The sequence below is a fragment of the Xanthobacter sp. SG618 genome (genome assembly GCF_012932745.1).
Taxonomy (GTDB): Bacteria; Pseudomonadota; Alphaproteobacteria; order Rhizobiales; family Xanthobacteraceae; genus Xanthobacter; species Xanthobacter flavus.
In genome coordinates, this window is record NZ_JABBHL010000009.1 from 38,720 (window position 1) to 51,690 (window position 12,971).

Here is a 12,971-nt window from a genome sequence, read left to right on the forward strand (position 1 = left end):
ACCGTTCAGGGGAGCCTCACCCCGCCAGATGCGCGATGAGCAGGCGGGCGAGAGCTTCCGGCTGCTCCACGCACGGGATGTGCGAGGCGTCGGCGATCACTTCCAGCCGTGCGCCGGGAATCGCCGCCGCCATGGCCTCGGCGGAGGCGGGGGAGGTGGCGGGATCCTTGTCGCCCACCACGACCAAAGTCGGCGCGGAAATCCGGCCGGCGGAGGCGGTGAGGTCGGCGTCGCGCACCGCCATGGCGCAGCCCACATAGCCTTCCAGGGTGGTGCGGGCGACCATGTTGGCGTAGCCGCGGACGATATGCGGCACCCGCTCGCGGAAGCCATCCGTGAACCAGCGGCCCATCACGCCGGGGGCGATGGCGGGAAGGCCGTCGCGGCGGATGCCGGCGAGGCGCTCGTTCCACACCGAAGCGGGGCCGATCTGCATGGCGGTGTCGCACAGAACGAGCCGATCCACCCGTCCCGGCGCATGGGCCGCCAGATGCTGGGCCACCATGCCGCCGATGGAGAGGCCGCAGACATGCGCCTTCTCGATGCCCAGCGCATCGAGCAGCCCCAGCGCATCCCCGGCGAGGGCGGCGATGGAATAGCCGGTGTTTTCATCGGGCAGCGGCGCGGCGTCGGAGAGGCCGTGGCCGCGCATGTCGTAGCGCAGCACGCGGAAGCGGGCGGTGAGCGCCGGCATCACCGCGTCCCACACGAGGAAGCTGGTGCCGAGCGAATTGGCGAGCAGCAGGACCGGCGCGCCCTCCGCCCCTTCGAGCGCGTAGTGGGTGGTGCGGCCGTCGACGGCGATAAAGGGCATCCGGGTCTCCTGTGGAAGATCACACGGTGGCGATGGGGGTGACGGGAGAGCCCACGGCGCCGGGCAGGCGCAAAGGAGGGGCGGTGAGCAGGAAGCGGCTGCGCCCGGCGGCGCGCAGGTGGGCGGCGAGGTCGGCGAGCCACCACAATTCGCCCAGCGGCACGCCGAGCCGGAACAGGCAATGGTGGTGCAGCGGCATGGCCGCCTGCGTCGTGGCGGCGAGGCGCTTCGCCGGCAGATGCTCCACCGCATAATTGTCGGCGACGAGGGCCGAGATGCGGCTGTCCGAGATCCATTGCAGAAGGCGCGCGTCGCGGCCGTCGAGGGCGGCGCAGCTTTTGCCGAGGATGGCGCCGTCCGGGGTGCCGTTCATCTCCATGACGACCTGCGTGAAGCCGGTATAGAGGCACAGGATGTCGCCCTCCTCCACCGTCACGGCCTGTGCGTCCATGGCGCGCATGAGATCGTCATAGCCGACGAGGTGGCGCTCCCGGCCGAAGAGCGCGAGGAGATCCACCAGCACGCCGCGGGCCTGCACGCCGTGGACGGCGGCGTTGTGGATGCCCAGCCGGTGCGCGCCGGAGGCGATGCCGCGCGCCTCGGCATCGCGCGGGCCCACGATGTCGGTGCCGGCTCGGAAGCCGTTGTAATAGACCGGCTCGGGCCGGCCTTCCCCGCTCACGTCGAACAGCGCGCCCACATGGGCGAAGCTGTCCCACTGGGTGGAGTATTGCAGGCAGATCTCCACCTTGTCGTCGCTCACCACGTCTACGAGGCTGGCGTCTTCCGCGCAGAGCATGGCGTTGAAGCGCGGCGCTTCCGCGCTGCCGGTGGGCGTCAGCACGGGGGGAAGGCGGCGCGGGTTCAGCACGTTGCCGCCGGGCCGGTCGAGGGGCAGGCTGAGGCAGAAGGTGCGGCCCTCCTTCACCTCGGCGACGGCGGCGCGCACCTTGTCGGGGGTGATGAGGTTGAGGCGGCCGAGCTCGTCGTCCGGGCCGAAATCGCCCCAGGTGGAGCCTTCCGGCCGGCGGGCCCAGCGGGGATTGGACGGCATGGACGTCTCCGTTTGGGTGAAGCCCGGGCGGCGCCAGCGAAGACACCGGCGCCGGTGCGCTCAGACCGCGCCCTTGCCCACCGTGATGCCGCCGCAGACCGGCAGCGTCTGGCCGGTGATAAAGCCGGCCTCGTCCGAGAGGAAGAACGAAACCGCCTGCGCCACATCCTCCGGCGTGCCCATGCGGCCGACGGGGATGGCCTCCACGATGGCGCGGGTGCGCGGCGCGTCGGGCGGGTTGGCGGCGGTGAAGAGGGGGGTCGCGATGGGGCCGGGCGCCACGGCATTCACGGTGATGCCGTCCTTGCCCAGTTCCAGCGCCCAGGTGCGGGTGGCGCCGAGCAGCCCCGCCTTGCTGGCGGCATAGGCGGTGCGCAGTTCCTTGCCGTAGGCGGCGCGGCTCGACACGTTGACGATGCGCCCGAAGCGCGCCGCCCGCATCCCCGCCAGCAGCGCCTGCGTGGCCTGGATGGCGACGCCGAGATTGAGCCGCATGACGGCGGCGAAATCCGCGCCGGTGGTGTCGTCGAGGCTCGCCGGCCGCACCATGCCCACATTGTTGACGAGGCGGGTGACGGGGCCGTGCGATAGGGCTTCCGCGAGGGCGGCGGCGGTGGCCGCCTCGTCCATGAGGTTGACGCAGACGAAGCGGGCATCGAGATCGGCGGGGGGCGGCTCACGGTCCAGCACCACCACGGCGCGGCCGGCGGCCAGCTCCTGCCGCGCCACCGCGAGGCCGATGCCGCTCGATCCGCCGGTGACGAGGGTCCGCGGGCTCATTTCGCCTCCGGCAGGTAGCACACGCCGTCCACATAGGCCTTGCGCCAGCGCTGGATCTGGACGCGCTCGAACAGCCCGGCGGTGAAGAAGGGATCCGCGGCGATGAAGGCTTCCGCCTCCGCCCGCGTCTCCAGCGCCACCACATAGAGCCCGCCGCCGGCAGCGTTGCCGTCATCGTCCAGCTTGGCGCCGCAGGCGAGCAGCAGGTGCTTGTGCGCATCGAGGAAGGCGAGGTGCGTGTCCCGCACCTGCGTGCGCAGGTCCAGCGTGCCGGGCTTGTCGAAGGTCTCGATCATGTATGGCATGCGGCGGTCCTTCGGGCGCGGCTTCAGATGGCGGAGGGGTGGCGCGCCAGCGGCGTCACCTTGATGTCCATGAAGGGAAAGAGGGGGAGCGAGGAGAGGAGCGTGTGCAGTTCGTCCACGCTCGAAACGTCGAAGATGGAGACGTTGGCGTAGCGGCCGGCGATGCGCCAGAGGTGCACCCACTTGCCCTGCCGCTGGAGATCCTGCGCGTAGGCCTTTTCCGCCGCCTTGATGGCATCCGCCTTCTCGGCCGGAAAGTCGTGGGGAATGTTCACCTGCATCTCGACATGGAACAGCATGGGCTTCGCCTTCTGGACTGCGCGGAGCGGAGGAAAGACCCCGGGCGCCCGCGCTGCAAGTGCGCGCAGGCGCCCGGGGGCGCGCCGGACCGGGAGGAGAGGCCGACGCGCGCGAGACTTACTTCTTCACCAGCGGGCAGGTGCTGTCGCTGAGCGGCTGGAAGGCTTCATCGCCCGGGATCACGCGGACGATCTCGTAATAATCCCAGGGGCCCTTGGACTCCTTCGGCGACTTCACCTTGGCGAGATACATATCGTGCACCATGCGGCCGTCGGGACGGATCTTGCCGTTCTTGGCGAACATGTCGTCGATGGGCAGCTCGCGCATCTTGGCGATCACCTTCTCGCCCTCGTCGGTGCCGGCGGCCTCGGCGGCCTTCAGATAGTGCAGCACCGAGGAATAGACGCCGGCATGCACCATGGTGGGCATCTTGCCGTTCATGCGCTGGGCGAAGCGCTTGGAGAAGGCGCGGGTCTTGTCGTCCGTGTCCCAGTAGAAGCCGGTGGTCAGCACCATGCCCTGGGCCGCTTCGAGGCCCACCGAGTGGATGTCGGTGAGGAACAGCAGCAGCGCCGCTAGCGTCTGGCCGCCCTGGGTGATGCCGAACTCGCGCGCCTGCTTGATGGTGTTGATGGTGTCGGAGCCGGCATTCGCCATGGCGATGATCTTGGCGCCGGACGCCTGCGCCTGGAGTAGGTAGGACGAGACGTCCGACGTGCCGAAGGGATGGGCCACCGAGCCCTTCACCGTGCCGCCCTTCTCCTTCACGATCTTGGCCACCTGGTTTTCCAGGTCGTGGCCGAAGGTGTAGTCGGCGGTGATGAAGTACCAGGTCTTGAAGCCTTCGCTCACCAGCGCGTTGCCGGTGCCGGCGGCCAGCGAATAGACGTCATAGGTCCAGTGCAGGCCGGTGGGCGAGCAGGCCTTGTTGGTCAGCGACATGGAGGCCGCGCCGGAATTGATGTCGACCTTGCCCTTCTCCTTGGCCACCTCGCGCACCGCGAGCGCCGCCACGGAGCCGTTGATGTCGAAGATGGCGTCCACGTCCTGCGTGTCATACCACTTGCGGGCGGTGGCGGAGGCGATGTCGGCCTTGTTCTGGTGGTCGGCGGAGACCAGCTCGACCGGCTTGCCGTTGATGGGCTTGCCGAAGTCCTCGATGGCCATCTTCGCGGCTTCCACCGAGCCCGAGCCGGCGAGGTCCGAATAGGCGCCAGACATGTCGGTGAGCACGCCGATCTTCACGCCGCCGCCGGCATACTGGGCGGCCGCGGGGCCTGCCATCATGGCGCTGGCGAGGAGCGCGGCAGCGAAGGGCACCGCGAGGGCCTTGGTCTTCATGTTTCCTCCTTCGGACAGAAAGCTGGGGGCGGCAGGCGCCGCCGGTCAGGGCGTCGGGGTGGGCGCGGCATCACGAAAGAGGGCTTTCGCCACGGCGTTTATCCGATTTAGATTGTGCGAATGGCGCACTTTTTGTTCGTAGTTTGGTACGGCGCCGCCGCCTCTTCCGTCAAGCAGATTAAATGCTGCACCTGCGAACAAGGGCCCACGCTTGAACAGTTTCTTCGAAACCCATGCGGGCTGGCGTCGCGCCGCTGATCGCGGTAGACGCCTCCCGAAACACGCGACTTGTCTTTCAAATTTGTTCGCATTACGAACTTGTGACGTCTATTACGCACAAATGAGGCCCGTATGACCGAAGGCCGGAGCGGTCCCGTCACCCTCGTGGGCGGTGGCAGCATGGGGGTGGGCTGGGCCATCGTGTTTGCCCGCTCGGGGATCGAGGTGCGGGTGCACGACGCCTCCGCGGACGTGCGCCGCGGGGTTCTGCCGGCCGTGGCCGAGCGCCTCGCCGCGCTCGCGGCCCATGGCCTGCTCGACGCCGCCCCGCGGGAGGTGATGGCCCGGGTGCGGGTGGTCGATACCCTGGCCGATGCCCTCGACGGCGCCGTTCATGTGCAGGAGAGCGTGCCCGAACGGCTCGACCTGAAGGCGGAGCTGTTCCGCGCCATGGACGAGCTGGCGCCGCCCGATGCGGTGCTCGCCAGCTCGACCTCCTCGCTGCCGGCCTCGGAATTCGCGGATGGCCTGCCGGGGCGGGCGCGCTGCCTCGTGGCCCACCCGGCCAATCCGCCCCATCTTCTTCCCATCGTCGAGATCGTACCCGCCCCCTTCACCGATCCCGTCGCCGCCGAGCGCACCCGCGCCCTCATGGCGCGCGCGGGGCAGGTGCCGGTGGTGCTGAAGCGCGAGGTGAACGGCTTCATCTACAATCGCCTGCAGGGCGCCATCCTGCGCGAAGCCTACTGGATGCTTGAGCAGGGCATCGCGGATGTGGCGGACATCGACCGGGTGATGACCTCGGGCCTCGGCCTGCGCTGGTCCATCGTCGGGCCGTTCGAGACGTCGGATCTCAATTATCGCGGTGGCCTCGCCGAACATGCCCAGCGCATGGGCGAGCGCTACCGGCAGATGGGGGCCGAGCGTGGCCAGCCCGAAGGGTGGAGCGAGGCCCTCGTTGCCCGCGCCACGGCCGAGCGGCGGGCGCTGCTGCCGCTGGAAGACTGGGAGGCCCGCGTCGCCTGGCGGGACGAGCGCCTGATGGCGGCCCGCGCCGCCGAGCACGGGGCGGCTGGGCAGGCGAAGGATGCCCCCTATAATGCGCCGGCTGGAGCGACCGCTGCCGGCGGTTCGCGGGAGGGCGCATGACGACGGGCGAGGTGCTGGAGCGCGCCGGGGCGGCGGGCGAGGACAAGGACTATGTCCAGTCCCTCGTGCGCGGCCTGGAGGTGATCCGCGCCTTCAGCCAATACAAGCCCCGCATGACACTCAGCGAGGTGGCCCAGCACACCGGCCTGACCCGGGCCGCCGCCCGCCGCTTCCTGCTCACTTTGGTGCGCGAGGGCTATGCGGAGACAGACGGAAAGCTCTTCGCGCTGCGCCCCAAGGTGCTGGAGCTGGGCTTCGCCTATCTCTCCTCTTTGCCCATGTGGGAGATTGCGCAGCCGGTCATGCGCGACGTGGTGAACACGCTGCAGGAATCCTGCTCCCTCTCGGTGCTCGACGGGGACGACATCGTCTATGTGGCCCGCGTGCCCACGGCGCGGGTGATGACCATCGGCCTGTCCATCGGCTCGCGCCTGCCGGCCTTCTGCAGCTCCATGGGCCGGGTGCTGCTCGCCGGCCTGCCGCCGGCCGAGCTCGCGGTGGTCTATGACCGGGTGCGGATCGAGAAGCGCACGCCCCGGACGGTCGCCACCATGGTGGCCCTGAAGGAGGCGGTGGAGAATGCACGCCGGCAGGGCTGGGCGCTGGTGGACCAGGAGCTGGAACTCGGCCTGCGCTCCATCGCCGTGCCGGTGCGCAACCGGCGGGGAGAGGTGCTGGCTGCGCTCAACGTCTCCACCCATGAGGGCCGCTCCTCCATCGAGGCGATGCGGACGCAGTTCCTGCCGGTGCTGCTCGACGCCGCCCAGCGCATCTCCGCCGCCTTGCCGCAATAAGGCCCTGCCGCAAGAGACGTCCCCGGCGCCTCAGCGCGCGCCGATGGACTGCATGACGTGCTTGACCAGCGCCCGCTCGGAGCCGACGCCGGTCTTGCGATACATGCGCAGCCGGCAGTTCTTGATGGTGCCCTTGCTGAGGCTGAGCTTCTGGGCGATCTCGCCGGTGGTCTGGCCGTTCATCAAGAGGAGCAGGATCTCCCGCTCGCGCGGCGTGAAGATGCCGAGGGCGTCCTCCAGCAGGCGGTCGGGATCATCAGCAACCCCGCGCTGGGGCGCGTCGAGCACATACATGCGCCCGCCGGGGGCGAGGGGAAAATCGCGGTCGAAGACCTCCACCTTCACGTTCAGCGGGCCCGAGGCGTGGATCGTCCCGGCCGGCGCCACGCGCAGGGCCTCCACCGCGTCGGTGAGGGCCGGGGCGCGCCGGGCCGCGTCGCGCCAGGCGTCATTGGCGAAGACATCCACGCCGAACCGGTCCTCGATGAGGGTCGGGCGGGTGATGAAGCCTTCCACCTGCGTCCCGCGCGGGTTGCGCAGGTCGTTGAACAGCGCGCCGAGATGGGAGCGGTGGAAGCCCTCCAGCATGGGGAAGATCAGCCGCGCCCGCTCGATGTCGGTCTGCGAGAAGCGGCCCGTCTCCCGCTCCAGGAACAGGCCGAAGCAGCAATGACCGACGGTCGAGAAGAACATGCCCAGCTCGTCCGAGATGCTGGCCAGCGTCTGGAACACCTTGTGGTACATGTCCCATGACTGGCCCGGGGAACTGACGTCGTTCAGCATCAGCACGCCGGGGCTGCCGTTGTTCTTCCAGTATTCGGAGAACGGGTCCACGGACGAATAGAGGTTGGTGTAGTAGGCGACCACGTCGCTCGCCACGTCCTTGGTGTAGAGCACATCCGGCGGCGCCACGCGCGAATAGCGGATGATCCAGCAGGCATCGTGGTTGATGGCCGCGCCGGCGAGTTCCACCAGCTCCCGGTGGAAGCGGTCCGAGCCGATCACGCGGGCCACCTCGCCCACGCGCGCGAACCATTCCGGACTGTTCAGGCGCACGGCGCTGTAGCGGGCAGGCTGGGCAGCGGGCCGGGGTTGATCGGCGTCGACCATCGCAACATGCCCCAACGGAATCGCCGCTCTCGCAATTCTTCTTGCGGCGAATAAAGCCCAAGCTTCGATGCTTGGCAATTCTGGGGTCGGCGCGCAGGGACCATCGTGGGGCTCGCTTCAGAAAAATGGGGCCGGCCGAAGCCGGCCCCAAGAGGAAGGGCCGGAGAGCGCGATTGGGACGGAACGCTCTCCGGCGAGCGCCCAGGGGGGAAGCTCCTCGGAGGAAGCCCGGAGAGAGCCCTGGGGCACGACGGCCTGAGGTGGCTAAGGTTTCAGGCCGTACGTTCTTCAAGCGGATGGGTGCGCAGGCGCAGCGGATCGTAGAAGGGCGTCTTCACCACCCGCGCCGCGAACGTGCCGTCGGCGCCGCGCACCTCCAGCTCGGTGCCGAAGGCGGCGAGGTCCGGCGTTACATGCGCAAGGGCGAGGGAGCGCATGAGGTAGCGGCTGTAGGTGGTGGAGTTCACGAGCCCGACTTCCTTGCCGTCCCGGAACAGCTTGGCGCCGGGCTCCACGGCGGCGTGGTGGTCGATCTCCACCCCCACCTGCGCCACCCGCTCCTGCCCCTTGCGACGCACCAGCGCGTCGCGGCCGCGGAAGGCGGGCTTCGAGAGGTCGACCGTCCAGCCGAGGCCCACTTCCCACGGGGTGGTGTCGCCCTGCGGCATGTCATAGGGGAAGAACAGAAGGCCGCCCTCCACCCGCACCACGTCGAGGCAGGACCAGGACACCGCCATGGCCCCGACCGGCTTTCCGGCGGCGAGGATGGCGTCCCACATCGCGACGGCATCCGCCGCGGCGCAGAACACCTCGTAGCCCCGCTCGCCGGAATAGCCGCCGCGGGCGATGGACACCGGACGGCCGAACAACGTCGTCCGCTGGTGCCCGAAATAGGGCAGGGTCTCCAGCGCGAACGGGGTGTTCGGGTTGAGGATGTCGAGCGCCTTCGGCCCCTGCAGGGACAGGATGTGGACGTCGTTGTCCTTGGTGAAGGTCACCTCGCGGCCCGCCGCGATGCCGGGCAGGATGTCCTCCAGCGAGCCGCCGCCGTGGGAGATGCGGTAGGCGTCGGGCCCGTCGCAATAGATCAGCACGTCGTCGATGAGGGAGCCGTTCTCGTCCACCACGCTGGTGAGCGAGGAGGCGCCGGGCGCGATCTTCGAGATGTCCGAGGTGCACGTCTCGTTCAGCACGGCGAGCGCTTCCTTGCCCGCCACGTCGATGATGCGCAGCGCGGAGACGTCGAACAGGCCGGCGGCGGTGCGCACCGCGATGACCTCGTCATAGGTGTCGCTGGCGTAGTTCTGCGGCACCGGCATGTCGTTCCAGGAGGCCTCGAAGGCGGTGCCGAGCGCGCGGTGGCGGTCGGACAGCGCCGAGAGGCGGGAGAAGGCGGAAAGGGCCTGTGTCATCCTGCGATGTCCCTTCAGGATCAGAGGTGGAAGAAGAGGTTGGAGAGGATCACCACCGCGATGCCGGCGATGAGCGCGAGACAGGGCAGGATGCCGGCGCGCTTCTGCGTCTTCGTCCCGTCGCCGACCTGCAGGTCCTCGAAGGTCTCGTGCGGGAACTTGCCGCCGTCCTGCACATAGTGCCGGAAGATGAAGACCGGGATGATGAGCGCCGCCGTGATGAGCCCCGCCCACAGCGCCACCGGGTTCCACACCTTGGCGCCGGCGCCCATGAAGACCGCATTGGCGAAGGCGAACACGGTGCCGAGCACGAGGAGGAAGGTGGGGGCCTTGTAGGGCCGGGCCACGTGTCCGGAATCGATGCGGTGGATCCAGCCCGAATTGAGGTTCAGGAAGTTGAAGATGATGTATCCGACGTTGGCCACCGCCAGCACGAAGAAGAAGCTGGTGGCATCGGCGCAGGCGACGGCGAGCAGCGCGAGGTTGAACCACAGGTCCGCCCACATGGCCCGCGTGGGCGCGCCGTGCTCGTTCACATGGTCGAGGAAGCGCGGCAGCCAGCCGTCCACGGCGCCCTGGTAGAGGGTGCGCGAGGAGCCCGCCATGGCCGTCATGATGGAGAGCATGAGGGCGAGGATCATCAGCATCACGAGGGCGCTCTCGATGATCTTGCCGCCGCCCACCATGTGGGCCAGCGCCTGGGCGACGCCCGAGCCGTCCACGATGGCCGGGTCAAGCATTCCCGAAAGTCCCAGCGCGCCCTGGAAGGTAAAGGGTACGAGGATGAACAGCGCCAGGCACAGCAGGCCGGAGTAGAAGATGGCCTTGAAGGTGTCCTTCTCGGGGTTGCGGAACTCGCTCGTGTAGCACACGGCGGTCTCGAAGCCGTAGGTGGACCAGGCGGCGATGAACAGGCCGCCGAGCACCAGCGTCCAGCCCGGAATGTTCCAGCTGCCGGGGTCGGCTGCGCCGGCGGCGGCCAGCGGCACCAGCGGCGAGAAATTCCCCCAGTCCACCTTGCCGGTGAGGATCGGCACGAGGCCGACGATGACCATGGGAATGATGACCGAGAGGCCGATCCACTTCTGCACGCTGGCGGTGCCCATGATGCCCCGGTGCTGGATGGCGAACACCACCAGCATCAGCGTCGCGCCCACGAAGAAGGAGGCGTTCAGGGAGAAGGACACGGGGCCGATGGCGTGGGAGAACAGCGTCCAGTCGCGCACCGCCGGCGTCAGCGCCGCTACCGCGGCGGCGGCCTTCTCGGCATCGGTGCCGGTGAGTGTGGTGGCATGGGCGGCGATCCACTGCGCCACCTCGGGTCCGTTCACCGCCGGGATGGGGGCGAAGGCATTGAGGATGTAGGCGGCGGCGATGGTGCAGCCGAGCGAGAGCACCGGGCTCCAGGCGAACCAGTTGCACCACACCGAGAGCGGCGCCACCAGCTTCACGTAGCGCACCCAGGCGGCCGCGCCATAGATGGAGGCGCCGCCCGACTTGTTCGGGAACAGGCCGGCGATCTCCGCATAGATGAAGGACTGGATGAAGCCCATGCCGATGGAGATGGCCCAGATCAGAAACGAGAGCGTGCCGGTGGTGCCGGCGATGCCGCCGATGGAGAACAGCACCAGCGCGGGCACGCCGCTCGCCACCCAGAAGGCCCCGGTCCAGCTGATGGAGCGGTGCAGCTTCCCGTCACCCTCCGTTGTCGCGTGAATGTTGGTTATCGTCGTCACGGTGTCCTCCCTTGCCCGGTGCTTCGGGGCGACGGCGCGCGTGCCCGGCCCGGATGGTGTTTGTCGTCACCCTTGCGGCGCTTCCGATGAATTCGGAGGTCGCTCTTCTTGCCTCTGGACGCGATCGACAGGACCTGTGGCCGGGACCGATTTGGCGCTCGGTCCCGGCCCGGATGTTCAGCTGTGCTCTACTGGATGCCCTTCTGCTTCCGCAGTTCTTCGGCGATCTCCAGCATGTCGCCGACGATGCCGTAGCGGGCGATGGTGAAGATGGAGGCCTCGGGGTCCTTGTTGATCGCCACGATGTTCTCCACGTGCTTCATGCCCCACTGGTGCTGCACGGAGCCGGAGATGCCCATGGCGATGTAGAGGTTGCACTTGGCCGCCAGCTGGCCGGACTGGCCCACCTGCCGCGCCTTGGGCAGCCAGCCGTTGTCGGCGATGGGCCGCGAGCAGCCGAGCGTCGCGCCGAGGCCGTCCGCCAGCTCCAGGAACTGCGCCACGTTCGTCTCGTCCCCGACCCCGCGGCCGATGGAGAGGATGAAGGGCGAGCCGGGAATGTCGATGCCGCCGGTGGCCGGCGGATCGCGCCAGTCGAGGTGCTTGCTGCGGGCCTTGCCATCGCCCGCGTCGATGGCGGACACGGCCGGGCTGGCGGGAGCCGTCTCCGGCGCGAAGGAGCCGCCGCGCAGGGTGAGGAGCACGCCGATGCGGCCGGGAAAGTCGATCTCCACGAAGACCTTCTCGTTGTAGCCGGCGCGCGTCGCCACCACCTGGCCGTCCTCGACCGCGACACCGAACACGTCGGTGGCGAAGCCCAGGCCCTCGCCGATGGCGACGGCGGGCGCGAGGGAGAAGCTGTCCACGCCGTGGGGCATCAGCACCAGCGCCGGCGAGCGCTGGGCGATCACGCTGCGCAGGACGGCTTCGTAGACGTGCGGCTCGTAGGTCGCCGCGTCGGGACGGGCGACGGTGATGACCTCGTCCACCGCACCGACGCTGACCGCCTTGGCGAGCGGGGCGGGATCGGCCGCGATGACGAGGACGGTGACGGGACCGCCGAGGGCGGCCTTGAGCGTGCCGGCGGCGCCGATGGCCTCCAGCGTGGCATCGCGCAGGGTGCCGCGCCGGTGCTCGGCCAGGATGAGAATTCCGGACATCAGCCGTTCACCTCCGAAATGATCTCAAGGAGACGGGCCGCCTGCTGGGACGGCGTGCCCGCGATGATTTCGCCCCGGCCCCGCTCGGGGACGAACACGCGCCGCACCCGGCTGAGCGCGCCGGCGGCGCCGATCTCGGCGTCGGAAAGGCCGACATCGTGGGGCGTCAGGCACTCGATGGGCTTGGCATTGGCCTGCTTGATGGAGCGCAGGGAGGCGTAGCGCGGCGTGTTGATGCCGAGCTGGATGGTGAGCACCGCGGGCGTCTCCACCTCGAGGCGCTCCACCAGGCCGCCTTCCAGTTCGCGCTCCACCTGCGCGGTGGCGGCGCCGGGGGTGAAGTCGAGCTTCGAGACCACCGCCGTGCGCGCCCAGCCGAGCAGCGCCGCGACCGACATGCCGGTCTGGGCGTTGCCCTGGTCGGCGGATTGCGCGCCGCACAGCACGAGGCCGGGCTCCTCGTTCTCCGCCACCTTGGCGATGACGCGGGCGATGGCCACGCGGTCCGCCTCTTCGAGCCCCGCATCATCCACGCGGATGGCGCGGTCGGCGCCCTTTGCGAGGGCCTTGCGCAGCACGTCGTCGGCATCGTCGGGGCCGATGGTCAGCACCACCACCTCGACGGAGCCTTCGGGCGCGGCTTCCTTGATCTGGACCGCCGCTTCCAGCGCGTATTCGTCGAATTCGTTGAAGTCGAACTCGCAGAAATCCGGGTCGACGTCGCGGCCATCGTCGCGCAACTCGAATTCGTCATCGAGCGAGGCGACGCGTTTCACCGGCACGAGTATCTTCATGGG

Annotated in this window: 13 protein-coding genes; 2 read left to right on the top strand and 11 right to left on the bottom strand. The window is 69.1% G+C overall.

All coding sequences use genetic code 11. The features are described 5' to 3' along the window. Window positions 1-16: 16 nt before the first annotated feature. From pcaD to FHT36_RS20970, 6 genes are all read right to left on the bottom strand, one after another. Window positions 17-814, bottom strand: a complete 798-nt coding sequence (pcaD, locus tag FHT36_RS20945; protein WP_169124408.1) for a 3-oxoadipate enol-lactonase — start codon at window positions 812-814, stop codon at window positions 17-19. A 19-nt stretch (window positions 815-833) separates the two neighbouring features. Further along, window positions 834-1,868 (bottom strand): cyclase family protein, encoded by a 1,035-nt coding sequence (locus tag FHT36_RS20950; protein WP_169124409.1) that lies wholly within the window; start codon window positions 1,866-1,868, stop codon window positions 834-836. Window positions 1,869-1,928: 60 nt separating this feature from the next. Further along, entirely contained in the window at window positions 1,929-2,648 is a 720-nt protein-coding gene (locus FHT36_RS20955) for an SDR family oxidoreductase (protein WP_169124410.1), read from the bottom strand. After that, window positions 2,645-2,953: a YciI family protein gene (locus FHT36_RS20960; protein ID WP_169124411.1), complete on the bottom strand. Its 309-nt coding sequence runs from the start codon at window positions 2,951-2,953 to the stop codon at window positions 2,645-2,647. Before FHT36_RS20960 ends, FHT36_RS20955 begins: the two co-directional genes overlap by 4 nt. 23 nt (window positions 2,954-2,976) lie before the next feature. Then, entirely contained in the window at window positions 2,977-3,252 is a 276-nt protein-coding gene (gene catC, locus FHT36_RS20965) for a muconolactone Delta-isomerase (RefSeq protein ID WP_169124412.1), read from the bottom strand. Between the two features lie 118 nt (window positions 3,253-3,370). After that, window positions 3,371-4,594, bottom strand: coding sequence for an ABC transporter substrate-binding protein (locus FHT36_RS20970; protein ID WP_169124413.1), 1,224 nt, complete (start codon window positions 4,592-4,594; stop codon window positions 3,371-3,373). Between the two features lie 351 nt (window positions 4,595-4,945). Between FHT36_RS20970 and FHT36_RS20975 the strand changes: the two genes are divergently transcribed. Together FHT36_RS20975 and FHT36_RS20980 are read left to right on the top strand one after the other, a co-directional pair. After that, window positions 4,946-5,962, top strand: a complete 1,017-nt coding sequence (locus tag FHT36_RS20975) for a 3-hydroxyacyl-CoA dehydrogenase (RefSeq protein WP_169124414.1) — start codon at window positions 4,946-4,948, stop codon at window positions 5,960-5,962. Continuing rightward, window positions 5,959-6,756 carry an IclR family transcriptional regulator gene (locus FHT36_RS20980; protein ID WP_169124415.1) on the top strand — a complete coding sequence of 266 codons (798 nt, stop codon included), beginning with the start codon at window positions 5,959-5,961 and terminating at the stop codon, window positions 6,754-6,756. The genes FHT36_RS20975 and FHT36_RS20980 overlap by 4 nt, the downstream gene beginning before the upstream one ends. Before the next feature lie 30 nt (window positions 6,757-6,786). Here FHT36_RS20980 and FHT36_RS20985 read toward each other — a convergent pair whose 3' ends face one another. From FHT36_RS20985 to FHT36_RS21005, 5 genes are all read right to left on the bottom strand, one after another. After that, a complete protein-coding gene (locus FHT36_RS20985) occupies window positions 6,787-7,866 on the bottom strand; it encodes a LuxR C-terminal-related transcriptional regulator (RefSeq protein WP_169124416.1) in 1,080 nt (359 codons plus the stop codon). Between the two features lie 272 nt (window positions 7,867-8,138). After that, window positions 8,139-9,278, bottom strand: coding sequence for an aminomethyltransferase family protein (locus FHT36_RS20990; protein WP_169124417.1), 1,140 nt, complete (start codon window positions 9,276-9,278; stop codon window positions 8,139-8,141). 20 nt (window positions 9,279-9,298) lie between these two features. Continuing rightward, the gene (locus tag FHT36_RS20995) at window positions 9,299-11,014 is read right to left on the bottom strand and encodes an APC family permease (RefSeq protein WP_348644534.1); all 1,716 of its coding nucleotides are present in this window, start codon (window positions 11,012-11,014) and stop codon (window positions 9,299-9,301) included. A 188-nt stretch (window positions 11,015-11,202) separates the two neighbouring features. After that, window positions 11,203-12,174, bottom strand: a complete 972-nt coding sequence (locus FHT36_RS21000; protein WP_169124418.1) for an electron transfer flavoprotein subunit alpha/FixB family protein — start codon at window positions 12,172-12,174, stop codon at window positions 11,203-11,205. Beyond that, a complete protein-coding gene (locus FHT36_RS21005; RefSeq protein ID WP_169124419.1) occupies window positions 12,174-12,968 on the bottom strand; it encodes an electron transfer flavoprotein subunit beta/FixA family protein in 795 nt (264 codons plus the stop codon). Before FHT36_RS21005 ends, FHT36_RS21000 begins: the two co-directional genes overlap by 1 nt. Window positions 12,969-12,971: the final 3 nt, after the last annotated feature.